This window comes from Deinococcus yavapaiensis KR-236 (assembly GCF_003217515.1).
Lineage (GTDB): Bacteria > Deinococcota > Deinococci > Deinococcales > Deinococcaceae > Deinococcus_A > Deinococcus_A yavapaiensis.
Map to the genome: position 1 here is coordinate 100,264 of NZ_QJSX01000002.1, position 26,478 is coordinate 126,741.

The following is a 26,478-nucleotide window of genomic DNA, read 5'->3' on the forward strand; positions in this document are numbered from 1 at the left end:
CGACCATGAAACGATGTTGTTACGTCCATCGCTGCAAAGTAGGACCATCTCGTGCTCACGAGAACCGATTTCATGGCGAGCGCTCGTTTCGCGCGTCTCGGTTCCCGCGGGCGAGGAAAGGACGTATGGCTTTGCATCCGAATCTCACTTCCACAACTTCAAGTCGAGCACGGCGACAGTCGAAGTTCCTCGTTTCCATGAGCGCGTTGCTGGCCCTCGCGGCCTGCTCGGCGCCGCCCGCGACGCCCACCCCGTCATCTCGGACGCTCGAATCGACGGGAGTGAAGACGGGAAGCAACCCTTACGCGGGCGGCAAGTCGTATCCGTGGAGCGACCGCGTCACGGTCCCGAAAGGCAATCCGTACGCGAACGGCCGAAGCTACCCCTGGGTGTCGCCGCGCACGAGTCCTGCTCAAGGCGTCGTGCGTGCGCAGCAAACGACGGGCGGCGCGGACACCTTCCTCAGCGACTTGCCTTGGACGGCGGCGACGAACGCGTGGGGTCCCGTCGAGAAGGACAAGAGCAACGGTGAGTGGGACATCAATGACGGCCGCGCGATCTCCATTCGCGGTCAGACCTTCGCCAAGGGCCTTGGCACGCACGCCAATTCCAGCGTCACCTACAACGTCAGCGGCCAGTGCACGGCGTTCACGGCGACGCTCGGCGTCGACGACGAAGTGTCGGGACGCGGCAAGGTCGTGTACCAAGTGTTCGGCGACGGCGTCAAACTTTACGAGTCGGCCGCCCTCACGGGGACGAGCGCGCCCTTACCGATCACGGTGGACGTCACGGGCAAGAACGAGTTGAAGCTCGTGGTGACGGACGGCGGCGACGGCATCGACTACGACCACGCCGACTGGGCCGCCGCGAAAGTCACATGTACGGCGAGCGCCCCCACGAGCACCTCGTTCCTCAGCGACCTGAAGTGGACGGCGGCGACGAACGCGTGGGGTCCCGTCGAGAAGGACCTCAGCAACGGCGAGTGGCAAGGCGGCGACGGCCGCGCGATCTCCATTCGCGGTCAGACCTTCGCCAAGGGCCTCGGCACGCACGCCAACTCCAGCGTCACCTACAACCTCGCCGCGCAGTGCACGACGTTCACGGCGACGCTCGGCCTCGACGACGAAGTGTCGGGACGCGGCAAGGTCGTGTATCAAGTGTTCGGCGACGGCGTCAAGCTCTACGAGTCGGCCGCCCTCACGGGGACGAGCGCGCCCTTGCCGATCACGGTGGACGTCACGGGCAAGAACGAGTTGAAGCTCGTGGTGACGGACGGCGGGGACGGCATCGATTACGATCACGCCGATTGGGCCAACGCCAAGGTGAACTGCACGGCGGGGGCCGTGTCCTTCGTCAAAGTCAACTTCCAACCGTCGAACACCACCTTGCCCGCCGGTTACATCGCCGATACGGGCGCCGCGTTCGACGAAACGCGCGGCTACGGATGGGTGCGCGAAGACAGCCTCACGGCCACGCAGCACGTGCCGCTCGACCTCACGCCGAACACCCGCGACCGCGCCCTGCCCGATATCGAGCCGCAACTCAACACCCTCATTCACATGCAATACCCCGTCAACGGGACGAACACCACCACGATCCGCACGCCCGGCGCGTGGGAGTACAAGCTGCCCAACGGAACGTACACGGTGACGGTCGGCGTCGGCGATCCTACCAACGCGTACGACAGCAACCACGTCATTAACTTGGAAGGCAGGCCCCTCATCATGGGCTTCGCTCCCAAGGACACGCAAAAGTTCACGACGGCGTCGGACCTCGTCACCGTCGCCGACGGACGTCTCACCATCGACGCGATCGGTGGAACGAACACGAAGCTCGACTACGTGCGGATCGATCCGGGCACTCGCCCGTCGGTCGCGAAGGTGTCGCCGCAAGACGCGCAAACGATGGTAGCGATCAACGTCGGCATCGCCGCCGACCTCAACTTGCCGAATTCCGGCGGCATCGATCCCGCCACGCTCACGGGGTCCGCCGTTCGTCTTTACGAGGCGAATACGAACACCGCCGTGACGGCGTCGGTGACCACGTCGGGCGGCGGGGACGTCATCGTGCTCAAGCCGCGCCAAAACCTCAAGGCGAACACCCGCTACTTCTTCGAGGTGACGGACGCCCTCAAGGACCTCAGCGGCGCGAACTTCGTTCCGTTCAGGACGAGCTTCGTGACGGGCTCGACCGCGACGGGCGGCGGCAACGTCTCGTTCGTACAAATTCCGCAGGCGAACGTGCCCGCCATGCCGTACACGTCCGTCGAGATCGGCCCTGACAACAAGCTCTACGCGGCGACTCTCACGGGCGAGATTCTGCGCTTCGGCATTGGAAGCGACGGTACGCTCACCGCGCCGCAAGTCCTCGACGCCGTGCCGAACGCCAACGGCGGTCCGCGCACGATCATCGGATTGAAGTTCGATCCGGCCGCCACGGCCGACAACCTCGTGCTGTGGATCAGCAACAACGCCTTCTGGGACGGTCAAAGCGACGCGCCCGACTGGAGCGGCAAGATCACGCGGCTCAGCGGCCCCGACCTCGCGACGGTGCAAGACGTCGTGACGGGCCTGCCGCGCTCGGCGCGCGATCACATGACGAACTCGTTGGAATTCAAGCCGAGCGATCCGAACACCTTGTACGTCCTGCAAGGCAGCATGAGCGCGATGGGCGCGCCGGACAACGCCTGGTCGCGCCGCGCCGAACACCTGCTCAACGCCGCCATCTTGAAAGTCGACGTGGCGAAGGTGATGGCGTCGCCCGTGAACGTCAAGACGGAGGACGGCGGAACGTACAATCCGTACGCGACGAACGCCCCGGTCACGATTTACGCGACGGGCATCCGCAATGCCTTCGACATGGTCTGGCACACGAACGGTCAGCTGTACGTTCCCACGAACGGCTCGGCGGCGGGCGGCAACACGCCCGGCACGCCCACCCCGTTGCCCGCCGCGTGCGGTTCGCGGCCTGACGGCGCGTACACCGCTCCCGCCGTTCCGGCGCTCACGAACGTCGGCAGCACGCAGCACGACTACCTGTTCCGCATCACGCCCGGCGGCTACTACGGTCACCCGAATCCGCTGCGGTGCGAATGGGTCATGAACGGCGGCAACCCCACCTCGAAGCTCGATCCGGCCGAAGTGCCCGAGTACCCGGTCGGCACCTTGCCCGACCGGAATTGGAAAGGCTCCGCGTACGACTTCGGCGAGCACGCGTCGCCCAACGGCGTGATCGAGGAGTACACCAACGCTCCCACCTCCGCTTTGCGTAACCGATTGCTCGTGGTGCGTTACAGCGCGCAAAAGGACATCATCGTGCTTACGCCCGGCTCTTCCGGCGACATCGTCTCCGCGCAAGAAAACTTGCCGGGTCTCGTGAACTTCACCGCCAGCCCGCTCGACCTCACCGAGCACCGCCCGACGGGCAACTTGTACGTCGCGCAACTCGACGAGACGACCGGATCGGGCACCATCACCCTCGTGCGTCCCCAGTAAGTCCGCTTTCGGCGCGGTGTCGGCAGTCGCCAAGACGGCCGGCCACCGCGCCCTCCTCCCGTTTCAGGAGGTCCGAGGATGAATCGAACGCTTACGCTCGCGCTTTTTTGCGGCTTGTTGTCGTGTACGTCGTGTAGCACGCTGTTGTACGCCGAGTCGTCTCAATCGCCGCCCGTCACGATCTCCAGTGAGGAGACTTTGAACATAGGCGGCGTGTTCGCCTCTGCGATCGCGTTCGACGCGACCGGAACGCAACTCGCGAGCGGAAGCGGCGACGGCTTCGTACGCTTGTGGAACGTGGCGAGCGGGCACGAAACGCGCGCCTTGCATCAACCGTCCGCCGTGAACGCCCTTGCGTTCAGTCCCGACGGCCACGTGGTTGCCGCCGCCGGAGCGGACGCGAACGTGCGCTTGTGGGACGCGCGGGACGGGCAGGCTCTGCGCACCTTGACGTTGGGAACGTACTACCTCACCGACCTCGCGTTCAGTCCCGACGGAACGCTGCTCGCCACGGCGAGCGGCGACAACTCGCGGGTGTCGGGCGAGGCGAACAGCGTGACGCTGTGGAACGTCGCGACGGGTGAACGGCTCGCGACGCTGATCGGCCACACGGACGTCGTGACGTCCGTCGCGTTCGACGCGTCCGGCGGAAAGCTCGCGAGCGGCAGCCGCGACAAGACGGTGCGGCTGTGGAACGTCGCCGCGCGGCGCGAGGAGCGAACGTTGCGTGGCCACTCGGACTTCCTGACCGACGTGACGTTCAGTCCCGACGGTCGCCTTCTCGCCACCGCCAGCCTCGACACGACCGTGAGGCTTTGGAACGCCGCGAGCGGGCAGGCGATGGGCGAACTGCGCGGCGACGGTGGTCCCGTGTCGTCCGTCGCGTTCTCACCGAACTCGGCGTTGATCGCGACGGGCAGCGAGGACGGCCGCGTGCGGGCCTGGAACGTCGAGCAAGGACGTGTGACGACCTTGCTCGAAGGGCACACGAGCGCCGTCACGCGCGTCGCGTTCGGCGCTTCGGGCGTGCTCGCGTCGAGCGGCGGGCGTGACAAGACAGTGCGCGTGTGGCGTTTGACGCGCCCTTAAATGGCGTGACGCTCACTCGGGCGCGCGGCTCGAAAGCAACGCGCGAAGTTGACGCAAGACGACGCGCGGCTCCATGAACGCCGCGACCGTACGAAACACGAGTCCGTGCGCTCGGCGACCGTTGTACCACGCCGAGCGCGCTTTGTTGCGGTAAAGCTCGCTGCGAAGGTGCCGCATCGTTTTGGCGTACTGCTCGGGTTCGGCGCGCAGCGTCTGCTCGAACGCCGCGGCGCTCAATTCTGGCAAGCCTCGCCCGAGACGGCGCGTGTTTTCCCGGATACGCTCGACGTGCAGCATCATCGTGACGAAGTGTCGATCCGAGATGTTCGTGCCGTGCCGACGGTAGAACGTGAGCCGATCGGGCAAGTTCAAGGCCGCGCCGACGCGCGCGAAGCGCGTCCACAAGTCCGTGTCTTCGCAGGGAGTGTATTCTTCGCGGTACCCGCCGAGACGCTCGAAGGCGTCTTTGCGAAAGACCACGGACGAGTTGATCATGCCGAGCACGCCCTCGCGGGCGAAGCGATCGTGGACTTCGCTCAACGTGTGGTTGCCGAGATCGTGCGGCTTGCTGACTTCCGAGGCGGCGTTGATGTAGTACCCGGCGGTGCCGAGCGCGAGAAGTTCGGGCGCGGTCGACGGCCAGGCGTGAATGAAGCTGGCTTGGCGTTCGAGCTTCTCGGGATGCCAGGTGTCGTCCGCGTCGCAAATCGCCATCCACCGGCCGCGCGCGTGTGCGATGGCGTGGTTGCGCGTCGGGGAGATTCCGCGGTTGGGCGTGCGCAGCAACGTGAAGCGAGGGTCTTCGTCGCGGTAGCGAGCGGCGATTTCGGCGCTGGCGTCCGTCGAGCCGTCGTCGACCATCACGACTTCGAAGTCGCGCCATGTTTGACGGCGAATCGACGCGAGTGTCTCGTCGAGAAAGCGTTCGGCGTTGTACACCGCGACGATCACCGAGAACAAAGGTTCGTGCGCTTGAGAATTCACGACGTGCTTCACTCCTTCCGACCGTGCTTTGGACGGTCGATTGTGCCTGAAGGGTATCGCCGTGCACGCTAACGGATCGCTTAACTAGCTCTCGAGCGGCGCGCGGCGTCCTACAATTCTCACATCATGCGTTTTCTGATCACGGGCGGAGCGGGCTTCATCGGCAGTCACATCGTCGAGCATGCTCTGAAACGCGGCCTCACGGTCGCCGTTCTCGACGATCTTTCCGAAGGTCGCCGTGAATTCGTACCCGAGGGCGTGCCGTTTTTTCAAGTGGACGTGCGCGACGACGCGGCCGTGCGGGCGGTCTTCGAGGACTTTCGCCCGGACGTCGTGAGCCATCAAGCGGCGCAAGCCAGCGTGTCGGTGAGCGTTCGCGATCCGCTGCACGACGCGAGCGTGAACGTCATGGGCGGCTTGACGATCTTGCGCGCCGCCGTGGACGCGCGAGTGTCGCGCGTTCTCTTCGCGAGCAGCGGGGGCACGGTGTACGGCGAGGTCGCGCCGGGAACGGCCGCGCGAGAGGACGACCCCAAGTTGCCGATCAGTCCGTACGCGACGAGCAAACTCGCGTTCGAGTTGTACCTCGAGACGTTTCGGGTACAGTACGGCCTTTCCTACACGGTCTTGCGGTACGGCAACGTGTACGGTCCGCGTCAGAATCCGCACGGCGAAGCGGGCGTCACGGCGATTTTCGCGCGCCTCTTGCTGTCGGGCGAGCCCGTGCGCGTGAACGCCGCACGCGACGGTGACGCCGCGGGCTGCGTGCGCGACTACGTGTACGTCGAGGACGTCGCCGCCGTCAACGTCGCGGCGGCCCTCGCGGAACTCGGCGAGGACGCGGTGTTCAACGTCGGAACGGGCGAGGGACGCACGACGCTCGACGTCGCGACGGCCCTCGCGGGCGCGCTCGGAGTGCCCCTCGACGTGCGGCGCGGCGACTACCGAGCGGGCGACTTGCAGCGCTGCGTGCTCGACGTTGGCCGCTTGCGCGAAGCGTGGCGCGCGCCGACGCCGTTCGAGGAGGGCATGGCGCGCACCGCCGATTGGTTCCGCGAACACGATCGCTGACGATCTCAGCCGCGCTCGGGGCCGCGGCTCGTCCCTGCTTCCTCCAGCGCGGTTTCTACGTTCCAGCGATGCGGCGCGCGGACGAGCCCGCCGTCCGTCGGCGCGGCGACCGCCAGGGGATACGCGTGCCAGTGGTAGTCGTACGCGTGTGCCCACTCGCGTTCGAACAAGCCGACGTCCACGAAGTACTGTCCACTGCCGAGGTCGACGCGGTCGAGCGTGAGCGTCACGCGCCCGCGTCCGTGGAGGTCGGGAACGCTCGCGCCGAGCGTCGCGGCGGTATTGACGTCGTACAGCACGAGGCCGTCCTCACGCGACACGCTCACGCCGAAGATCGGCGACGGCACGAGTTTCGGCGCGTCGTACTCGATTTCGACGCGCAAGCCTTCGCCGCTCGTGATTTCCCCCGTGGGTCGCCCGCGCGACGAGAACAAGCGCACGCGGCTGATTTGAGCTTCTTGCGTGCCGAGACGGTTGTCGCCGAGCCGAAGGGAACCGTGCTCTTGCTCCGCCTCCTGAACGGCGGGAGAAGGCGTGAGGCGCCGCGTTCGGTCGTTCATCTCGGCGACGTACGCGTCCATCACCGCGTTCGTCTCGCCGTGCCAAGCGAGGACGCCGCCGCTGAGCCACGCGACTTCGTCGCACAGCTCACGCACTTGGTTCTCGTCGTGTGACACGAGGACGATGGTGCAGCCCGACGCCTTGATGCTGGCGACGCGCTCCAAGCACTTGCGTTGAAACGCGAGATCGCCGACGGCGAGCACCTCGTCGATGAGCAACACCTCGGGGTCCGTGTGCACGGCGACCGAGAAGGCGAGGCGCATCTGCATGCCCGAGCTGTACGTGCGCAGAGGTTGGTCGATGAACGCTTCGAGTTCCGCGAAGGCCACGATGTCGTCGAAGCGCCGCCTCACTTCCTGCCGCGTGAGGCCCGAGATGACGCCGCTGAGAAAGACGTTCTCACGCCCCGTGAAGTCCGGGCTGAAGCCCGCGCCGAGGTCGAGCAGGGCGCGCAGGCGACCGTGTACGCGGATGCGGCCCTCGTCGGGCCGTCCGACGCCGCCGACGAGGCGCAGCAGCGTCGATTTGCCCGCGCCGTTGTGACCGACGAGGCCGAGCATGCGTCCCGGCGCGACTTCGAAGGACACGTCGCGCAACCCCCAGAATTCCTCGCGAGGCGAGAGGCCGCGCCAACCGCGCAGAAAGCTGTCTTTCAAGGTGCGCGGACGGTCGGGCGGATATCGCCGGAACTTCTTGCCGACGTGTTCGAGTACGATTTGGCCGCGCACGTCAGAGTTCCTCGGCGAAGCGCGCGCTCGTGCGGCGAAACACCGTGAGCCCGAGCGCGAGGAGGACCACGCCGATCGCCGCGACGATCAGCAACGAACTCCAGTGGGGCGCGCGCCCTTCGAGCACGACCGCGCGGCTCGCGTCGAGCAGACGCGCGACCGGATTGAGCTCGTAAATGAGACGGTAGCGTTCGGGGACGCTCGCCGGCGAGTAGAAGACGGGCGTGAGGTAGAACGCGAGGGTCATGACGACGCCGAGCAGGTGCTGAACGTCACGAAACAGCACTTGCACGCTCGCGACGAGGTACGCGAGGCCGAGCGTCAGCACGAACTGCACGGCGATCACCGCGAGCAGGGCGAGCGCGTGGTACGTGAGGGGGACGCCGCTCAAAAGCGTGAAGAGCAGCAGCACCGGGAGCGCGAGCAGGTAGTGCACGAGGGTCGTGACGACCGTGACGGCGGGCAACACGAGCGTCGGAAAGCCCGGGCGCCGCACGAGCTCTCGGTTGTCGACGATCGCGCTCGCCGCCGTCAGCACCGACGATTGAAACCAGTTCCACGCGAGCACCCCGACGAACACGAACAGCGGGTAGTTGGGAATGTCGAGCTTCAACGCGGCGCGAAACAGCAGCGTGAACACGAGCAGTTGCGCGAGGGGCAGCATCAGCGACCAAGCGGCGCCGAAGACCGAGCCTTTGTAGCGCACCTTCACTTCGCGCGAGACGAGCTCGCTCGTAAGGTCGCGCAGATACGCGAGCCGCGCGATTCGAACGGGCGTGGAACGGACGCTCATACGCCTCCGCGCGAGGGGAGCCCGGGGGGATCGTCGCGGCCCGCGCGCGCTGCCTCGTCGAGGCGGCGCACTTCCCGCAAGGAGCGCCACAACGCGGCGGGCCCTTCGAGGGAGCCGCGCACTTCCAGCAGCGTGAGCGACAGCGGATAGGATCTCGAGAAACCGCGCGCCCACGCGCGCAAATAGCCGGCGAGTCGCCGCGTGTGCCAGTACGGCAAGAAGGCGCCCACTTGCAGCAAGGCTCGCGCGTCGCCGTGCCTCAAAAAGGTCAGGAGGTGGTAGGCCACGTGGCCTTTGCTGTACGCGTAGAGTTGGCGCCGCAAGGCGTCCATCGTGCGGCGATGCTGATGCAGCACGAACGCGCTCGGTTCGTACACGATCGTGCCGCCCGCCTTCAAGATCTTGTAGAACAGGTACGTGTCCTCGCCCACACCGGCGGCCCGGCCCGCTCCGAGAACTTCCTCCATGGGCCCGATGCGCGGATCGCGGAAGATGCTGGCGCGAAAAGCGGCGTTCGCCGTCGCGCCGAGTTGCCACGTCGGCACGGCCTTGCGGCGAAATGCACGAAACCACGCCGAGCTCACTTCGAATCGTTCGTAGCCTCGCCCGAGGCCGCCGTACTCTTCGAACAACTGCTGAGGTTTCGTTTCGAGTTCGAGCGGCAGGATGAGGCCCGTGACGGCCATGACGTCCTGCCGCTCGAAGGGCGCCACGATCCGGTCGAGCCACGATTCGGGAATGACGAGGTCGTCGTCCGTCACGGCGATGATCGTTCCCCGGCAAGCGGCGATGCCAGCGTTGCGCGCGTACGACGAACCGGGCCGCGCTTCGCTGACGAGCCGCACGCCGGGAAACGCCGCGACGACGTCACGCGTGAGGTTCGACGCGGGATGGTTGTCCACCACGACGATCTCGACGTCGTGCTTCGTCTCTTGACGAGTCAACCCTTGCAAGGCACGCCGCAAGTCTTCGGGTCGGTCACGCGTCGCCACGAGAATCGACACGCTCGTCGCGGGCAAGGAAGTTCGGCCGACGTAACGTGCTTTCAAGGACGACGCCACGGTCTCGTACACGTTCGCGTCGCGGTCGTCGAGCAAGGCGATGCCGAAGTGGCGCACGAGTTCGTCGCGCAAGCGCGACGCCGAGAGCGGATGATACCAATTGCCCAACTGCATCTGCCCGATCGGACGACCGCGCTTGAACACCACCACGAAGGTGGCCGCGTACGCGCTCACGTCGCCGATGGCGGGCACGTCCGTGTCGATGTGCAGGTGCCGCACGGCCACGCCGCCACTCGACGGCGTGTGCCGACGCGCGGTGGGAACGAACGGCGGGTCGGTCGGCCGGGCGAGCTTGTCGGCGTTTTCACGCGCGCGCTGGTAGCGGCTCAGGCCGCGCAGCGACCCGACGAGTTCGGCGGTGATGAATTCGCGCGGCACGTGCTGAGGCCGCACGAGCGACTTCAAGAAGCGGCGCACGCTCCACGCGTCGAACCACCACGCGCCGAAGCGCAAGATGCCCGCCCGCTCGTCGGGGTAGTGCAGGAACGTTCTCACGAGGTGCGAGTAGAAGCCGACGCCGTTGTTTGCGAGCTGTGTGCGCAACCGTTCGATGTCGCGACGATGGCGGTGGCGTACGATCGCTCGCGGTTCGTACACGAGGACGTGCCCGGCCTTGAGGACGCGGAAGAACATCTCCAGGTCGCCGCCGCCGTTCGTGACGGTGCCGACGTCGAGGGCGGGATCGAAGAAGCCGATGTCATCGAAGACGCGGCGACGATACGCCATGTTCGCGCCCGTACCGAAGCGGCCTCCGCCGCCTGCCTCGCGGGCGGCGAGCTGGCCCCCACGCGTGTCGACGCCGTACCAGCGTCGCTCGTATCCGCGTCCGAAGCCGCCGTAGCGTTCGAAGAGCACTTGCGCTTCGGTTTCCAGCTCGTACGGGGCGACGAGGCCCGTGACGGCCATGACGCCGGGATTCTCGGCGAACACCTCGCCGATCGCCCGCGCCCATTTCGAGTCGACGATCACGTCGTCGTCGGTGTACGCGACGATCTCGCCGCGCGCTTCGAGGGCGGCGCGGTTGCGTGCGAAGTCCAAGCCGGGCCGTTCTTCGCGCACGTACCGCACGAACGCGAAGTGGTCGCGCACGAGCTCGCGGGTGGCGTCCGACGTCGGCGCGTTGTCCACCACGACGACGTCGAGGTCCGGGTAGTCCAAGCGCGAGATAGCCTCGAGGCACAGCGCGAGGTCGTCGGGTCGGTCGCGCGTGCACACGGCGACGGTCAGGGAAGGCAGTTGCCCGCGCCAAGGTTCGGGACGGGCGTTCAGCGCGTTCGTCCAGCTCCACTCGGTCGTTTCCGTGACGCTTTGCAGGAAGTGCGTGAGGTGCCAGCGGCGCAGGTCCGCTTCGAGGTGGGACACGAGTCGCGCGCGCAGCGTCGCGGCGTCGCGGAGATCCTCGGCCAAAGGCAGTTCGACGTGGCCGACAGGATCGCCGTACAGCCGTACGAGGCAACGCACCGAGCCGTAGCCTTGCAGTTCGGAAAGCGGAGCGGGCGGGTCGCTCAATTCGACGTCCACGACCTTGATCGGTCGAAACGAAGCCGTCGCGTTGTTCGAATTCGAGTTCACAGCGACCTCTTCGGGGCGAGTGTGGGAGCCGGTTCGCGGCGCACGAGTTGCCGCAGGATACGGCTCGACTTGACGCGCTGCATGGTTTGCGGAGCGTCCACGATCATCGACAACGCCAAGGACCACAAGGCGCGCCCCTTGCGATCGTTGTCCCACGCGATGCGACCTTTGTTGTAGTGCGCGAGGTGACGCAAGGTGCGCATGACGCGCCGAAAGCGCTCCGGATCGGTTCTGAGCGCGACGTCGTACTCGTCGCGCGTCCATTCCGGCAAGCCGTTCGCCCGACGATCGGCGTTCACGAAGACGCGCTGCGCGTTGAGGAGCATGCCGATGTAGGCGCCTTCCGACACGTTCGTTCCGTGAACGCGGTACGACATGAGCAGCTCGGGGAGATTGACGACCGCGCCGACTTCCGAAAGCCGCACCCACAAATCGGTGTCTTCGGTCGGCGTGTAATCCGCGCGGTACCCACCGACGTGGTCGAAGGCGTCGCGGCGCATCACCACGGACGAGTTGATCAGCAAGAACGGCACGATGATCGGCGGGGTGCGCGTGAGCTCGCGCCAGGGAGGTCGGGCCTGCACGTCGATGACGTCCGTGATGACGTCGCGCGCGTTGATGACGAGCCCGCTCGTGCCGAGCGCGACGATGGGTTCGTGTTCGCGCTCGTTCCAACGTTCGATGAATGCCGCTTGGCGTTCGAGCTTCTCGGGATGCCACGTGTCGTCGGCGTCGCACACGGCGAGCCAGTCTCCGCCGGAGTGACGCACGGCGAGGTTGCGAGCGGGCGAAATGCCACGGTTGGGCGTGCGCAGCAGCGTGAAGCGAGGGTCTTCGTCGCGGTAGCGAGCGGCGATCTCGGCGCTGGCGTCCGTCGAACCGTCGTCGACCATCACGACTTCGAAGTCGCGCCACGTCTGCGCGCGCAGCGCGTCAAGGGTTCGCGTCAGGTAACGCTCGGCATTATGAAGCGCCACGATGACTGAAAACGAGCGGATCGACATCTTGTGTACGACGGTAACGAGGCGGGCGTCAGCAAAACGTTAATCGGGATACGAGAAGGAGAAAAGGAGACCCGAGCCGAAGCTCGGGTCTCCTTTTCTCCTTGAGTCCTTGTTCTGCGCGGAATCAGGGGCCGACTTTGACGTTGTTCGAGGCCAGCTTGCCCTGCCACGTTTGGAATTCTTGGCTTTCGGTGGAGAGCGTGATGGCGCCGAGGACGGTGTTGCCCGTGCACGATCCGCCGCCGATGCCGCAGTCGGGCATCCACCAGGCGTTGTTGAAGCTCGTGCCGTCCGTGTTCCACTTCACCCAGCCGGACACGTTGTTCTGCATGACGTTCGCACCGAAGGTCGACGGGGTGAGCTTGGCGGCTCCGCTCATGTCCCACACGTACATTCCGACGTTTTGAGCGTTGATCTTGGTGCCGTCGGGCAGCAGGCCGCTCGACAGGACGCGGTTGTTGTACACCTTGCTTCCGATGCCGCCCGCGATGGCCAGGCCGTAGTTCGTGGTGCTCACGACTTGGTTGTTGTAGACGTTGACGTATCCGTTGCCGAGAGGATCGGACGTGATGCCGTCGCCGACCATGATGCCGCCACCGCTGTATCCGCCCGTCGCCGCTTGCACGGGGTAACCGCCTTGGATGTAGTTGTCGTGGATGAGGATGGGGCTGGTGGCCGTGCCGCTCGAGACGTACATGCTGATGTTGTCTTCGACGAAGCTCTTGTTGGGCTCGTTGACGACTTCGTTCCACGCGATCTCGGCGTTCGGGAGTTGCTGCACGGCGTTGAACTGCACGAATTGCCGCGAGTACGCGTTGCCGTCGTAACCGCCCACGCCGTTGCTCGTACGACCGTCGATGTTCTTGGCGCGGTTGCGCATGATCTGGACGGTTTCGCCGGCCGCCGGGCTGCCGATGTACTTGCGGAAGTACATGCCGGTCGTGCCTTCCATGTAGCTGTTCTCGACGCGGACGCTGTAGAACTCCTCGAGGCTCAGGAAGCGGCCCGTCGTCCAGCCCGAGCGGTTGGGGTTGAGGCCGTAGCCGTTGACGTTGCGAACCGTGACGCGTCCGTACCAACCGTTGATGAGGTCGCCGCGTCCGCGAATGTTCGAGTTTTCGATGATGACGGGCTCGGACGTCTTGATGCTGACGGCGGGCACGGAAGGATCGAGGCTTTCCCAGTTGCCGCTGTACGTGCCGCCCTTGGAGATGACGATGGGCGCGCTGTAGACGATCGAAGGGGAAGGCGTGGGCGCCGGGGCGGGTGCAGGTGCAGGTGCAGGTGCCGGGGCGGGAGCGGGCGTAGGCGACGGCGTGACGGTCGTCGGAGCGGCCGAGCTGACCTTGGCGTTGGCCCAGTCGGCGTGGTCGTAGTCGAGGTTGTCGCCGCCGTTCGTCACGACGAGTTTCAGTTCGTTCTTGCCCGCGATGTTGAGGCTCACGGGCATGACGGGGCTGGCTCCGGTCACGAGGCCCGAGTCGAAGAGCTTGACGCCGTCGGCGAACACCTGGAAGGTCACGCTGCCGCGTCCGCTCACGTCGTCGTCCACGCCGAGGCTGGCCGTGAAGGACGCGTACTTGCCGCCGAGGTTGTACGTCACGCTGGAGTTGGCGTGCGTGCCGATCCCCTTGGCGTACTTCGCGCCGCGAATCGAGATGGGCGTACCGTCGCCCGCCGCCTGCTCGCCGTTGCTCATGTCCCGCTCGACCGGTCCCCAGCCGTTCGTGGTGGCGACAGGGGAAACGTCACTCAGGAACGCGTCCGTGACACAGCCGCGGACCATGGCGTTGGCCCAGTCGGCGTGGTCGTAGTCCATGCCGTTGCCGCCGTCGGTCACGACGAGCTTCAGCTCGTTTTTGCCCGCGACGTTCACGTTGACGTTGCGAACGGCGCTCGAGCCCGTCACGAGGCCCGAGTCGAAGAGCTTGACGCCGTCGGCGAACACTTGGAAGGCCACGCTGCCGCGCCCGCGTACTTCGTCGTCGACGCCCACGGTCGCCGTGAAGGACGTGCAGCGGCCGCCGAGGTTGTACGTCAACGAGGAGTTGGCATGTACGCCGAGGCCCTTGGTGTACTTCACGCCACGCAGTGTAATGACTGCTCCGTCGGCGGCGTTCGCCCCGCCGTTGCTCATGTCCTTCTCGAAGGGGCCGTAGCCGTTCGTCGCGCTCACGGGCGTTTGGCCGCTGAGGACGTTGTCGCCCGCCACGAATCCTTGCGCCGTCAAGAGGTTGCTCGTGTCGAGCGTCCACGCCGCGCTCGCGCTTTCGGTGGACGATTCCTCGGGAAGAGCGGGTTGCGTTTGAGGCGTGACGGGGGTCGGCGTGACGCCGCAGGCGGCGAGGGCGAGCGTGACGATGGAAAGTCCAAGGGACAGACGGAAAGAACGCGCGGAGCGGTTGGTGTGCATGTGCATCCTCTTTCGGTAGCCCAGCTGACTCGGAGAGTCCTGTGGCTTTGCGTCGCCTCCTCGCGGAGGGTTTGCCGTTTCGTGTGGACGTGGGGATCTCGAAACTGGGGCAAGTTTACTTCGTAACAATCCGGTGAGAATATGAAAAATTTGATAAAGACCGGATCATGAATTCACGAAGGATTCTCACCATCGCAAGTCGTGGCGAAGTTGCCAAGCGCTCGAGCGACGAACGAAAGAGTAAGAGGACCGCTCTTACGGTCCTCTTACAAAGAATATGAAGCCTTAAGTTTGTGATCGTGAATCACATAAAAGGCGTTAAAATTAGAAAACTGTTAGTAAGCACCTGAACTTTTTAAAACCGCGCCGACGGTTCTTGCCAGAATCACGAGATCCAACCAAAGCGAGCAGTTGTTGACGTAATACGGATCCCACCGCTCCATGCCCGCGTTGCCCGCCTCCGAACGACCCGAGACTTGCCACAATCCCGTCATGCCCGGCCGCACGCGCGTCCTGACGAGCTGAACGGAGTGCGACAAGGCCTGCACGTGGTACTCCGGCAAGGGACGCGGCCCGATCAAAGACATCTCCCCGATCAAGACGTTCACGAGTTGTGGAACCTCGTCGAGGCTGTACTTGCGCAAAATGCGCCCGATCCGCGTCACACGCGGATCGTCTTGCAACTTGTGGTTCGCTTCCCACTCAGCGCGCAACGCCGGGTTCGCCGCGAGGTGACGCTGCAGCACGCCTTCCGCGTCGGGCACCATCGTACGGAACTTCCACGTCAGGAAGGTTTTTCCGTGCAAGCCGATGCGACGCTGCAAGAAAAGAGGATGGGCGCGGTCCTCGAGCCAGATCAACAACGCCAGCACCGCGCACAGCGGCACCCACAACGGCGCCGACAGCACCGTCAACACCACGTCGAAGACGCGCTTTCCCATCAAGGACATCGGACGTTCGGACGGTCCCGACAACTCCAAGCCCAGCACCCCGCCGACATCACGGGCCTGTGCCCACAAGGCTTCCAACCCGAACAAGTCCGGAATCACGACGACACGGTGGTACTGGCTCAGCGGCCCTTCCAACAACGCGAGCATGCGCTCGCGCGCCACTCCCGGCATGGCGAGCACCGCGACGGGCGCGGTCACCGAGACGTCCGACGCCGTTCCCAACACCGGCAGTCCGTGCGTCCTCGTGCCTTGCAGCGACAAGTCGTCGTCGAACACGCCCACCGGCAAGTACCCGTACCCCGGGTATTCGCGCAACGACTGGATGACGAGCGCGCCCGTGCGCGCCCCGCCGTAAATGACGGTCGGCACTCCCCACGCCCCGTCACGCACGAGCAAGTGCTTGAGGGACGCGCGCACGAGCAGCAACAGCGGCCACGCGAACACGCACGCCACGCCGATCGTGGAAAGGGTCAGCGCGTCTTGCCGAGCGGCGAGCGCGAGGAGCACCGACAATCCCAGCGTCAAGGCGAGCAGGGTGGTCAGACGCTTGAGCTCCTCGGGCGGGCTCATGCCCCAACTCGGCAGCAAGCGCAAGCTCCACGCTCCGAGGAGCCACGCGGCGAGGACGGGAAGACCTTCGAGCGAGTACGACGTGATTCCTGTCGTCGCGTGGGAAATCGCGCCAACAACGCGCGCTGCCAACTCGAACGAACCGGCGAGCGTCACGACGTCGCTGACGGCGAGGACCATCCCGTTGTGAAAGCGTTGTCGACGGTAGATCGCGCTGACTTTGAGAGTTGACGGCTTCGATCCTTTGTTGCGCCACAGTATCTGCATTTCGGTTGCTCCCGGCATCTTGCTTGGGCGGTACTGCTCGAACCGCGCCTCATGCTGCGTCCCGCGTCGTTACGAGAACGCAAAATCGCGCGTTTTTTCCTCATTTTGGTTTTCGTGTTCGTTGAAATTCGTCCGGGCGACGTCTCCTCGACCTCGCTGCAACGATGCATTTACGCGCCGCCGTCAACACTGGGCGAAACCCTCCATACGCGGGTCAAGGTCGCATCGCGCCCGCTCGAAAGGAAGCCCTATGTTGTTCAAACGTCGCCCCGTCTTGCTGCTTTCGTGTTCTCTCGCCGTCCTGAGCGCCTGCTCCTCACCTCCGACTTCCACCCCGTCAGGCGGCGTCAATCCGTACGCGGGCGGCCAAAGCCACCCTTGGAGCGATCCCGCCGCCCCGAACGCCGCCGATCCGTACGCGAACGGTCGAAGCTACCCGTGGGCGTCGCCGCGCGTGAACACGTCGTCGAGCGTCGTGCGAGCTCAACAAACGACGGGCAGCACCGATTCCTTCCTCAGCGACCTCGGCTGGACGGCGGCGACGAACGCGTGGGGTCCCGTCGAGAAGGACAAGAGCAACGGCGAATGGCAAGAAAGCGACGGCCGCGTCATCTCCATTCGCGGTCAGACCTTCGCCAAGGGCCTTGGCACGCACGCCAACTCCAGCGTCACCTACAACGTCAGCGGCCAGTGCACGGCGTTCACGGCGACGCTCGGCGTCGACGACGAAGTGTCGGGACGCGGCAAAGTCGTGTACCAAGTGTTCGGCGACGGCGTCAAACTCTACGAGTCGGCTGCCCTTACGGGAACGAGCGCCCCTTTACCGATCACCGTAAATATCACCGGCAAGAACGAGCTGAAGCTCGTGGTGACCGATGGCGGCGACGGCATCGACTACGACCACGCCGACTGGGCCGCCGCGAAAGTGACGTGCACGGCGAGCGCTCCCACGAGCGACTCCTTTGTGAGCGACCTCGGCTGGACGGCGGCGACGAACGCGTGGGGTCCCGTCGAGAAGGACAAGAGCAACGGCGAGCAGGCGACGGGCGACGGCCGCGCGATCTCCATTCGCGGTCAGACCTTCACCAAGGGCCTCGGCACGCACGCCAACTCCAGCGTCACCTACAACCTCGCCGGTCGGTGCACGACGTTCACGGCGACGCTGGGCCTCGACGACGAAGTGTCGGGACGCGGCAAGGTCGTGTATCAAGTGTTCGGCGACGGCGTCAAGCTCTACGAGTCGGCCGCCCTCACGGGCGCGAGCGCGCCCTTGCCGATCACCGTGAACGTCACGGGGAAGAACGAGTTGAAGCTCGTGGTGACGGACGGCGGGGACGGCATCGATTACGATCACGCCGACTGGGCCAACGCCAAGGTTCTGTGCGGATCGACCACGCCGCCCCCGCCACCTCCGGGAACGCCCGCGCTGAGCATCGAGAATCCGGACGTCGTGCCGTTCAACGACCGCTTCGTGTTCAGCCGCATCGGCTCGCTCACGAGCCCGCCGTCCAACCGAGTGCACGACCGCGCGACGGTCGTGCTGCGCAACACCGGCAACGCCTCCCTCAACATCACCGACCTCACCTTGACGGACACGTGGGCCTTCGATCCCCGGCCGACCTTGCCGATCAGCCTCGCGCCCGGCGCCACCTTGAACGTGCCGCTTCGCTTCACCGCCGACTTCGCCACGAACACCTACCGCCACAGCGGCACGCTCACAATCACCAGCAACGACGCGGCCGCTCCGACGCGCACGGTGCAACTCGAAGGCGTGTGGCAATCGCAATCCGAAAACGGCGTCGAACCCACGGCCATCCAAATCATGGGAGCGTTCGGACTCAACGCGACGATTCCCGGCTATACCCTGAACAGTCCGCCCAGCTCGTTCATCAACGCCAATCGCGGCGCGGTCTACGCGCAAGGCGACGAAGTCATCTCGCCGTACTGGCAAGCGGCCGACGCTTCCCAACCCGTCACGGTTCGGCAACTCGCCGCGTTCCACACGTACCTCAATACCACCGCCGTGAGTTGGTACGCCAAGGGCAGCGCCACGACGAACTCCATCTTCACCTCGGACGGTCGTGACGCGCAGTCGCTGCTACCGAACCTCGTCAACACCTCCAGCAGCGCCGCCGGCACCTTCGCTCCGGGAAGCGGCACCTTCGGCTTCAAGGTGGACGACGAGTGGAGCGACCCCACCCGCAACGCTCAGTACGCCGACATCGCCAACGGCTGCAACAACGGCGCGACCAGCGGCTACCCGTGCGGCCATCACCTGCGCTTCTGGCCCGCGCGCGACCGAACCGGGACGGCCATTCCGAACACGTACCTGCTGCTGATGGACTACAACTGCGGCTACGCCAGCTCGCCCAGCGGCTGCAACACGTACAACGTCAACTACGACTACCAAGACAACATCTTCTTGGTGAGCAACGTCAAGCCCGCGCCGTTCTTGTACAACGTGGGCGGCCCGACCTTCACCGACCCGAGCGGCAACGTCTGGCTCGCCGACCGCTACCAAGACCCCAAGAACACGAGCTTCACGTACACGTACTACTCGCCGTCCAACCTCATCGACGAGGGCGGCCCCACGCAAGCCATCGCCAACACCACCAACGACGTCCTTTACAGTTCCTACCGTGGCAACACGGGCACCGCGCCGCGCGTCGTGACCTTCAACTTCCCGCTCAGCAACGGGACGTACAACCTCAAGCTGCACTTCGCCGACCTCGCGCATACGACGGCGGGCAACCGCGTGTTCGACGTCGCCGTGAACGGCACCGTCGTCTTCCCGAACCTCGATATCGTCGCGCAGGCGGGCGGAGGCAAGACCGCGCTCGTGAAAGCGCTCAACGGCGTGCAAGTCACGAACAACTTGCTTACGATTCGCCTGTCGGCCACGGTCGACTACCCCTCCATCTCCGGGATCGAGATTTCACGCTGAACGGGAGAGCAACGTGAAGACGAGACACAGACATGTCACGCACCCGGGTCGGCTCGCCTTGCTGACGGCGTTGCTCATCGGCTGCAGTCAGTCACCGAACCCGGAGAATCCGTACGCGAACGGTCGAAGCTATCCGTGGAGCGACCGACTGGAAGCGGTCGGAAGCGATCCGTATGCCAGCGGACGCGACTACTCGTGGACCGGCCCGAGCGTGAACGCCGCGAGCGAGCACGATCATCACGGTTTGCACGCGCAAGGAATCGTGGCAGGCGACAACTTTCTGAGCGACCTCACGTGGACGGCGGCGACGAACGCGTGGGGTCCCGTCGAGAAGGACAAGAGCAACGGCGAGCAGGCGACGGGCGACGGCCGCGCGATTTCCATTCGCGGTCAGACCTTCGCCAAGGGCCTCGGCGCGCACGCCAACTCCACGGTCGCGTACGCCTTGAGCGGACAGTGCAATACCTTCACGGCGACGCTCGGCCTCGACGACGAAGTGTCGGGACGCGGCAAGGTCGTGTACCAAGTGTTCGGTGACGGCGTCAAGCTCTACGAGTCGGCCGCCCTCACGGGAACGAGCGCGCCCTTGCCGATCTCCGTGAACGTCTCGGGCAAGAACGAACTGAAGCTCGTGGTGACGGACGGTGGGGACGGCATCGATTACGACCACGCCGATTGGGCGGCGGCCAAGGTGAACTGCACGGCGAGCGCTCCGACGAGCACCGCGTTCGTGACGGACCTGGGATGGTCGTCCGCCACGAACGGCTGGGGACCCGTGGAGCGTGACAAGAGCAACGGCGAGTGGGCGGGCGGCGACGGTCGCGCGCTCTCCATTCGCGGCCAAGCGTTTCCCAAAGGGCTCGGGACCCACGCCGCCTCGACGGTGACGTACAACCTCGGCGGGCAGTGCGGCGCGTTCACGGCGACCGTGGGCCTCGATGACGAGGTCGGCGGTCGCGGCAGCGTTTCCTTCCAGGTGTTCGGTGACGGCGCCTTGCTGTACGACTCGGGGCGTCTCACGGGAACGAGCGCGCCCCTGCCGATCGACGTGAACGTCACGGGCAAGTACGAACTGAAGCTCGTCGTGACGAACGGCGGCGACAACCTCGACTACGACCACGCCGACTGGGCCAACGCCAAGTTGTCGTGCGCGGTGCTGCCCGCCGGGATGTTCACGTACCAAAACATCGCCAACTTGCCTTTCAGCGTGTTCGAAGCGCAAGGACGCGTCGTGAACGGCAAGCTGTACACCTTCGGCGGCTTCGACAGTCAAAAGGCGTGCTGCACGCCCACGAACCGCTCGTACGTCTACGACCCGACCGCGAACACCTGGACGGCCCTCGCCTCCATGCCCGATCGCGGTGCCACGCACGCGGGCATGACCACGGACGGCACGAACGTCTATTACGCGGGCGGATACGTCGCGGACGACTCGTGGACGGGGCAAGTGTTCGGTTCGCGCGCCGTGTGGCGTTACAACGTCGCTTCGAACACCTACACGCGCCTGCCCGACTTGCCGGTGGAGCGCGCCGCGGGCGCCTTGGAGTACTTGAACGGCAAACTGCATTACTTCGGCGGCACCAATCTCGCGCGCACGCAAGACACCGCCGAACACTTCGTCCTCGACTTGACGAGCGGCGCGACGTCGTGGACGGCGGCGGCACCCTTGCCCAATCCGCGCAACCACCTCGGCTCGGCCGTGCTCGGCGGGCGCATTTACGCGATCGGCGGGCAACGCGGACACGACGACCGCCTCGTGACCGAGGCGTACGTGCACGCGTACGATCCCAACACGAACACCTGGACGCAGCGCGCGTCCTTGCCGCGCGGGCGCAGCCATATCACGAGCTTGACCTTCGTCCTCGACGGCAAGATCCTCGTGGTGGGCGGTGAGACGTCGCACCTCGCGGCGATCGCGGACGTGACGGCGTACGATCCGGCCACGAACACCTGGACGGAGTACACGCCTCTGCCGTCGGCACGCTTGTCGGCCGTGGGCGGCGTGATCGGTCAAGGCTTCGTGGTGACCGGCGGTAGTACCGACGGCACAGGCTGGCGCGCCACGCCCAAGCGTTGAAGCTCTCGAGATGAAAGCAAAGGGCACGCCCGGAGGCGTGCCCTTTCGCTGGCCTGGCGGCAGCTTCGCTCGTGTTCAGTTCAAGGCGTCCGCGTTCGTCTCGAAGAAACGCACGGGGATGAGTTCCACGTCCGCTTCGGGCACGGCCGATCCCGAACCCTTCATGCCGGAATGCGCGCTGAGCAGATCGTGCGGTCCCCACGCCAAGGCCCCGATGGTAAGCGAGACGTCCACGGCACGTACGCTGAGTTCGAGTCGCCCGGCCGCTCGCTCCTCGGGCGTCAAGCGCACGACGTGCTCCATCCAGTGGCCGAAGACGACGCCGCCCTCGGCGCGGTGCCACACGCCGTCCTCCATGTAGTCGCTCGAATGCTCGGGCGTCCACGCGTACGCCGTGTCGGCGTCGTGCGCCCGCACGCGAAGCGCGAACGGAGCGCGGCTCGGGCCGAGCGCCGCGCCACCGTTGAAGACGTCGAGGCGCCAAACGAGGCGCACTTCAGCGGGCACCGCTTCGCCCGCTTGCGTGTGCGGTAAGTCGACGAGCAGACGCAGCGTGTACGGCGCGCCGAAGCGCTTGTCGCTGCGGATGCTCAACCAGCCTTCGTGCAAGCGCAGCACGTAGCCTTGCCGCGTCACGGGCGCCGCGCCGTCGACGAGCACGCGAGGAGGAGCGCTGACGTGTGGAACGCTCGTCACGACGGCGAACGACGCGGGCTTGTGCGCGACGGACCGCGCGCCCCTCACTTGAGCGGCGTGAGCGAGGCGCAAGCGCTCGGCGTCTTCTTGCAGGCCCGCGCGCTGGGCGTAGTAGCTCGCCAAGCCCGGCTCGGTCGCCGCGAGCGCGTGAACGAGTCGGGTGCGTACGTCCTGACGAACGAGATGCGGCAATTGCCGAGCGAGGGCGACGCGCATGGCCTCGTTGCGAAACAAGTACAGTGGCGGCGCGTCGGAGGGAGCGGTGGCGACGTCGAACGACGGCACGCGCAGGGGCGCTTCCGCTTCCGCTTCCATCAGGATGTGACGTTCGAGCGCTTCGCGCAAAACGTGTCGCGTGCCGTCGGCGCCCGGATGGTCGAGCGCGGCGTCCGCGAGTTGCTCGCCGAATCGTCCGTAGATGACGCTGAGGCGTCCGAGCGCTTCGGTGAGCTCGGCGGGCAGACGATCGATTTCGCTGGTGTACTTGTCGATCGCGGAAGGCGAGGTGAGCGTGTAATCGGCGCCGACGAGGTCGGGCGAGTGCGCGATGAGTTCGCGAAGTTGCGCAGGATTGCCCTCGCTCGTATGAAGCAGGCGGGCGGTGACGGCATGCGCGGCTTCGCTCGACGTGAACGGAAAGTGCGCTTCGAGCACGGGCTGCACGACTTCTTGCGCCAGGGGCGTCACTTCGACGTGGGCGAAGTCGTCGACGTGCAGCATGGCGCGCGAGAGCGGCGTTTGATGCACCGCTTTGCGGCTCAGCAGCAGCATCACCTTGGGATGGCTGGCGGGCGCTTCGAGCAGGAACTCGAGCATCGGCGCGAGGTCGCGCGAGGCGAGGTGCGCGTGGTCCACGACGATCAGGGTGGCGCGTGCCACGCTGCTCAAGGCGACGGCCACCTTGATCATGTCGTCTTCGAGGCTCGACGGGTGCAGCAGCACGTCGGCCAAACTGCTCGCCGCGCTCGGCACTTCGTTTCGCAGCGCCTGCGCGAGCGTCGCGAGCGCGAGCCGACAAGAGCGCTCGCCCGACACTTGCACCGTGAAGGCGTCGAGTTCTTGTGCGAATTCGTTGGCGAGGTCGCTTTTGCCGCAGCCCGCTTCGCCGCTGAGCATCAACAACTGCGGCTTGTGGGCGGCGCGGCGCAGCACGCTTTGCAAGGCCCGTCGCTCCAGCGGACGGTCGAAACGCAAGTCCTCGATGGACAGGGGCGCCGCGCCGAGCGCGGGCTCGGGGACCACGACGGAGGCAGAGGCGTTGGTGTGGGCGACGCGGGCGACGAGTTCGCGCGCGCCCTCTGACTCTCGAAGCGAGGAAGGCTCGCCGTCGAAGGCCGTGGCGGGGGCGTGCGCGTTGCTGATCGGCGACGCTTTCGGCGCGGCGTCGTGCCACACTTCGGGCGAGTTGCCGGGGTGCTCGAAGCCGAGGGCTTCGGCGCGGCTCACGATCGCGCGCGTCGCCCACGCTTGTTGCGCGCGCTGGTGACGCCAGTACATGAGTTGGAGCACATTCTCGATCTGCTCGCTGAACATCCAGCGTTGCTGCTCGACCCACTCTTGGAACATGGGGCTTCCGAGATCCTCGAGGCCGCTGAGCGGCAATCCGCGCAACGCGGCGAGCCACACCGAAAGCTCCTCTTGGTTCAGGTCGCCGTGCTGCTTGGCTTGCCAATCCTGGAAGTCGGTCGTGACGTGATCGAGCGACAGCAATTGACGGCTCGGCGGGAAGATGTGCAGGCCGGCCGAGCGAATGCGCGCGAGCTCCACGCGCAAGTTCTTGCGCGCTTCCACGGTGTTCCACAACAAATCGGCGAGCCGCTCGCGGTGCTGCGGCATCTTCTCGAGTGCGACGTAGGTGATCAGGGCGACCGCTTTGGCCGAGAGGGGAACGAGTTGTCCGTTGAACGTCACGTGGACATGACCCATCAAGTGAATTCGGAGCATACAGCCCCCTTCTAACTTCCAATCGTGCACCGTGATCCTGAATGATCCCGTGTGCCTCTCATGAAGGAATGGTTACGAGATGAACTGAGAAGCGCAGTTATGAGGAGTGTCTGAGCGCTCCTACAATTTGGTTTTGATTATCTGCACACCGGCTTCTGTGCGCACATACATAAAAGGATTGTAACGAGGGATTACCCTTGAACTGATACAGCTTCCATTCAAGCATCGTTGAAGAATTGGAAATATTCGGATCAGATTTGCGATTAGGAACGCCTTCACGCACGATCATTAAACGCTCCCTCGCCGTTCGGGAACATCCTGTTAGCGCGCACGTAACGCCGACCGACGCATCATCGCTCCATTGACGAGCGCCAACGCGTCTCGCAGGAGGCAGAAGTGCGGACAGGAGAACGATTCATCGTAGGAATGCGTGTTCACGTCACCGACTACGCGGCGGCCGCTCGGCAAGTCGTGGATTGGGCGAGAACGCGTGAAAGCAAGGTGGTTTGCGTCGCCAACGTCCACATGGCGATGGAAACGCACGACGACGCGGCGTTTCGGCAGATCGTGAACGCGGCGGACCTCGTCACGCCCGACGGCATGCCGCTCGTATGGAGCCTCAAGGCCTTGGGCGCCAAGACCGCTTCGCGGGTGTACGGTCCGACGTTAACGCTTCACGTTTGCGAAGCCGCCGCCAAGGCGGGCGTCAAGATCGCGTTGTACGGCGGCACGCCCGAAAGTCTGGACGCCTTCGAGGCGACGCTCCAGCAGCGCATTCCCAATATCGACGTGGCCTGCAAGATCGCGCCGCCGTTTCGCCCGCCGACGCCCGAAGAAGACGAGCGCGACACCCGTTTGCTCGCCGAGTCGGGTGCCGGCATCGTCTTCGTGGGAATCGGCTGCCCGAAGCAGGAGCGCTGGATGGCCGCCCACAAAGGACGTGTGCCCGCCGTGATGCTCGGCGTCGGCGCCGCCTTCGACTTTCACTCGGGCCGCGTGAAGCAAGCCCCGGCCGTTTTGCAAAACCTCGGCTTGGAGTGGGCCTTTCGCCTCGCGATGGAACCGCGCCGTTTGTGGCGTCGCTACGCCAAACACAATCCGCGGTTCGTCGCCTTGTTCGCCCGCCAACTTCTCTTGAACGCTCGCACCCTCGCGAAGGAGGAAGCCGCATGACTCGTACCCCTCGATCCCGCACCAAGAAAACTGCCCTGTTGACGGGCGTGACGGGCCAAGACGGCTCGTACCTCACCGAACTGCTGCTCGCCAAAGGCTACGAAGTGCACGGCATCATCCGCCGCGCCAGCACCTTCAACACCGACCGCATCGACCACCTCTACCAAGACCCGCACGAAGCCGACGCGCGCCTCTTCCTCCACTACGGCGACCTCTCGGACTCCAGCGGCCTGCGCATGCTCGTCGAGCGCGTGCAACCCGACGAAGTCTACAACCTCGGCGCGCAAAGCCACGTCAAAGTCTCCTTCGACCAAGCCGAGTACACCGCCGACATCACCGGCCTCGGCACCCTGCGCCTGCTCGAAGCCATTCGCGACTACCGCGACCGCACCGAGCACCACGTCAAGTACTACCAAGCGAGCTCCAGCGAAATGTTCGGCGCCGCCAAGCCCCCGCAAGGCCTGCACACGCCCTTCCATCCGCGCAGCCCGTACGCCGTCGCCAAAGTCTACAGCTACTGGCAAACCATCAATCACCGCGAAGCGTACGGCTTGTACGCCTGCAACGGCATCCTCTTCAACCACGAAAGCCCACGGCGCGGCGAAACGTTCGTGACGCGCAAAATCACGCGCGCCGTCGGCCGCATCAAGATGGGCTTGCAAAAGAAGTTGTACCTCGGCAACCTCGAAGCCAAGCGCGACTGGGGTCACGCCCGTGACTACGTCGAAGCCATGTGGATGATGCTGCAACAAGACGCGCCGCGCGACTACGTCATCGCGACCGGCGAAGCGTACAGCGTGCGTGAATTCGCCGAACGCGCCTTCGAACACGTCGGTTTGCGTTACGAAGACTACGTGGAAGTCGACCCGCGCTACTTCCGCCCCGCCGAAGTCGATTACCTGCTCGGCGACATGCGTGAAACGAGCGAGCACCTCGGGTGGACGCCCAAGACGAGCTTCGAGCAACTCGTGACGGAAATGGTGGAGCACGACCTCGAACTCGCCCGTCAGGAAAAGACCCTCATCGGCGCGGGACACCAAGTGGCCCTCAAAGGCATCGGCGCGCACTGACGCCGAGTTGACGCGAA

15 protein-coding genes and 1 riboswitch are annotated in these 26,478 nt (G+C 65.4%); of the genes, 7 read left to right on the plus strand and 8 right to left on the minus strand.

What is annotated here, in order from left to right; all coding sequences use genetic code 11:
* Nucleotides 1-197 precede the first annotated feature (197 nt).
* Nucleotides 198-3,494 carry an NPCBM/NEW2 domain-containing protein gene (locus DES52_RS02925; protein WP_245900612.1) on the plus strand — a complete coding sequence of 1,099 codons (3,297 nt, stop codon included), beginning with the start codon at nucleotides 198-200 and terminating at the stop codon, nucleotides 3,492-3,494.
* 78 nt (nucleotides 3,495-3,572) lie between these two features.
* Complete coding sequence (locus DES52_RS02930; RefSeq protein ID WP_110885293.1) at nucleotides 3,573-4,583, plus strand: WD40 repeat domain-containing protein; 1,011 nt, start codon at nucleotides 3,573-3,575, stop codon at nucleotides 4,581-4,583.
* A 12-nt stretch (nucleotides 4,584-4,595) separates the two neighbouring features.
* Here the strand turns inward: DES52_RS02930 and DES52_RS02935 are convergent, their stop codons facing one another.
* A complete protein-coding gene (locus tag DES52_RS02935; protein WP_170130863.1) occupies nucleotides 4,596-5,567 on the minus strand; it encodes a glycosyltransferase family 2 protein in 972 nt (323 codons plus the stop codon).
* A gap of 126 nt (nucleotides 5,568-5,693) precedes the next feature.
* On the opposite strand from DES52_RS02935, the gene DES52_RS02940 reads away from it, so the two are divergent.
* Complete coding sequence (locus tag DES52_RS02940) at nucleotides 5,694-6,638, plus strand: NAD-dependent epimerase/dehydratase family protein (RefSeq protein ID WP_110885295.1); 945 nt, start codon at nucleotides 5,694-5,696, stop codon at nucleotides 6,636-6,638.
* A gap of 5 nt (nucleotides 6,639-6,643) precedes the next feature.
* Here the strand turns inward: DES52_RS02940 and DES52_RS02945 are convergent, their stop codons facing one another.
* The 6 genes from DES52_RS02945 to DES52_RS02970 all read right to left on the minus strand — a co-directional run bounded on the left by DES52_RS02945 (nucleotide 6,644) and on the right by DES52_RS02970 (nucleotide 16,557).
* Complete coding sequence (locus DES52_RS02945) at nucleotides 6,644-7,927, minus strand: ABC transporter ATP-binding protein (protein WP_110885296.1); 1,284 nt, start codon at nucleotides 7,925-7,927, stop codon at nucleotides 6,644-6,646.
* A gap of 1 nt (nucleotide 7,928) precedes the next feature.
* A complete protein-coding gene (locus tag DES52_RS02950; protein WP_110885297.1) occupies nucleotides 7,929-8,720 on the minus strand; it encodes an ABC transporter permease in 792 nt (263 codons plus the stop codon).
* Nucleotides 8,717-11,353 carry a glycosyltransferase family 2 protein gene (locus DES52_RS02955; protein ID WP_170130864.1) on the minus strand — a complete coding sequence of 879 codons (2,637 nt, stop codon included), beginning with the start codon at nucleotides 11,351-11,353 and terminating at the stop codon, nucleotides 8,717-8,719. Before DES52_RS02955 ends, DES52_RS02950 begins: the two co-directional genes overlap by 4 nt.
* Complete coding sequence (locus DES52_RS02960) at nucleotides 11,350-12,357, minus strand: glycosyltransferase family 2 protein (protein WP_110885299.1); 1,008 nt, start codon at nucleotides 12,355-12,357, stop codon at nucleotides 11,350-11,352. Before DES52_RS02960 ends, DES52_RS02955 begins: the two co-directional genes overlap by 4 nt.
* A 124-nt stretch (nucleotides 12,358-12,481) precedes the next feature.
* On the minus strand, nucleotides 12,482-14,770 hold the full coding sequence (locus DES52_RS02965; protein WP_170130865.1) for an NPCBM/NEW2 domain-containing protein: 2,289 nt from the start codon (nucleotides 14,768-14,770) through the stop codon (nucleotides 12,482-12,484).
* Between the two features lie 11 nt (nucleotides 14,771-14,781).
* A riboswitch (cyclic di-GMP riboswitch) is annotated at nucleotides 14,782-14,856 on the minus strand.
* A 249-nt stretch (nucleotides 14,857-15,105) separates the two neighbouring features.
* The gene (locus DES52_RS02970) at nucleotides 15,106-16,557 is read right to left on the minus strand and encodes an exopolysaccharide biosynthesis polyprenyl glycosylphosphotransferase (protein ID WP_245900614.1); all 1,452 of its coding nucleotides are present in this window, start codon (nucleotides 16,555-16,557) and stop codon (nucleotides 15,106-15,108) included.
* A gap of 250 nt (nucleotides 16,558-16,807) precedes the next feature.
* Here DES52_RS02970 and DES52_RS02975 point away from each other — a divergent pair, with 250 nt between their 5' ends.
* Both DES52_RS02975 and DES52_RS02980 read left to right on the plus strand, forming a co-directional pair.
* Nucleotides 16,808-19,501, plus strand: coding sequence for an NPCBM/NEW2 domain-containing protein (locus DES52_RS02975; protein ID WP_110885301.1), 2,694 nt, complete (start codon nucleotides 16,808-16,810; stop codon nucleotides 19,499-19,501).
* A 13-nt stretch (nucleotides 19,502-19,514) separates the two neighbouring features.
* Nucleotides 19,515-21,578 carry an NPCBM/NEW2 domain-containing protein gene (locus DES52_RS02980; RefSeq protein WP_245900616.1) on the plus strand — a complete coding sequence of 688 codons (2,064 nt, stop codon included), beginning with the start codon at nucleotides 19,515-19,517 and terminating at the stop codon, nucleotides 21,576-21,578.
* Between the two features lie 75 nt (nucleotides 21,579-21,653).
* Here DES52_RS02980 and DES52_RS02985 read toward each other — a convergent pair whose 3' ends face one another.
* Nucleotides 21,654-24,218, minus strand: coding sequence for an AAA family ATPase (locus DES52_RS02985; protein WP_110885303.1), 2,565 nt, complete (start codon nucleotides 24,216-24,218; stop codon nucleotides 21,654-21,656).
* 426 nt (nucleotides 24,219-24,644) lie between these two features.
* Between DES52_RS02985 and DES52_RS02990 the strand changes: the two genes are divergently transcribed.
* Both DES52_RS02990 and gmd read left to right on the plus strand, forming a co-directional pair.
* Nucleotides 24,645-25,391, plus strand: coding sequence for a WecB/TagA/CpsF family glycosyltransferase (locus tag DES52_RS02990; protein ID WP_110885304.1), 747 nt, complete (start codon nucleotides 24,645-24,647; stop codon nucleotides 25,389-25,391).
* Nucleotides 25,388-26,461, plus strand: coding sequence for a GDP-mannose 4,6-dehydratase (gene gmd, locus DES52_RS02995; protein ID WP_110885305.1), 1,074 nt, complete (start codon nucleotides 25,388-25,390; stop codon nucleotides 26,459-26,461). The genes DES52_RS02990 and gmd overlap by 4 nt, the downstream gene beginning before the upstream one ends.
* Nucleotides 26,462-26,478 lie beyond the last annotated feature (17 nt).

What these genes read in the sequence shown, in the direction of transcription:
- DES52_RS02985 (WP_110885303.1), bottom strand. Translation starts at nt 24,218, where the DNA reads ATGCTCCGAATTCACTTGATGGGTCATGTCCACGTGACGTTCAACGGA.
- DES52_RS02960 (WP_110885299.1), bottom strand. Translation starts at nt 12,357, where the DNA reads ATGTCGATCCGCTCGTTTTCAGTCATCGTGGCGCTTCATAATGCCGAG.
- DES52_RS02965 (WP_170130865.1), bottom strand. Translation starts at nt 14,770, where the DNA reads ATGCACACCAACCGCTCCGCGCGTTCTTTCCGTCTGTCCCTTGGACTT.
- DES52_RS02970 (WP_245900614.1), bottom strand. Translation starts at nt 16,557, where the DNA reads ATGCAGATACTGTGGCGCAACAAAGGATCGAAGCCGTCAACTCTCAAA.
- DES52_RS02925 (WP_245900612.1), top strand. Translation starts at nt 198, where the DNA reads ATGAGCGCGTTGCTGGCCCTCGCGGCCTGCTCGGCGCCGCCCGCGACG.
- DES52_RS02940 (WP_110885295.1), top strand. Translation starts at nt 5,694, where the DNA reads ATGCGTTTTCTGATCACGGGCGGAGCGGGCTTCATCGGCAGTCACATC.
- DES52_RS02930 (WP_110885293.1), top strand. Translation starts at nt 3,573, where the DNA reads ATGAATCGAACGCTTACGCTCGCGCTTTTTTGCGGCTTGTTGTCGTGT.
- DES52_RS02950 (WP_110885297.1), bottom strand. Translation starts at nt 8,720, where the DNA reads ATGAGCGTCCGTTCCACGCCCGTTCGAATCGCGCGGCTCGCGTATCTG.
- DES52_RS02975 (WP_110885301.1), top strand. Translation starts at nt 16,808, where the DNA reads ATGTTGTTCAAACGTCGCCCCGTCTTGCTGCTTTCGTGTTCTCTCGCC.
- DES52_RS02990 (WP_110885304.1), top strand. Translation starts at nt 24,645, where the DNA reads ATGCGTGTTCACGTCACCGACTACGCGGCGGCCGCTCGGCAAGTCGTG.
- gmd (WP_110885305.1), top strand. Translation starts at nt 25,388, where the DNA reads ATGACTCGTACCCCTCGATCCCGCACCAAGAAAACTGCCCTGTTGACG.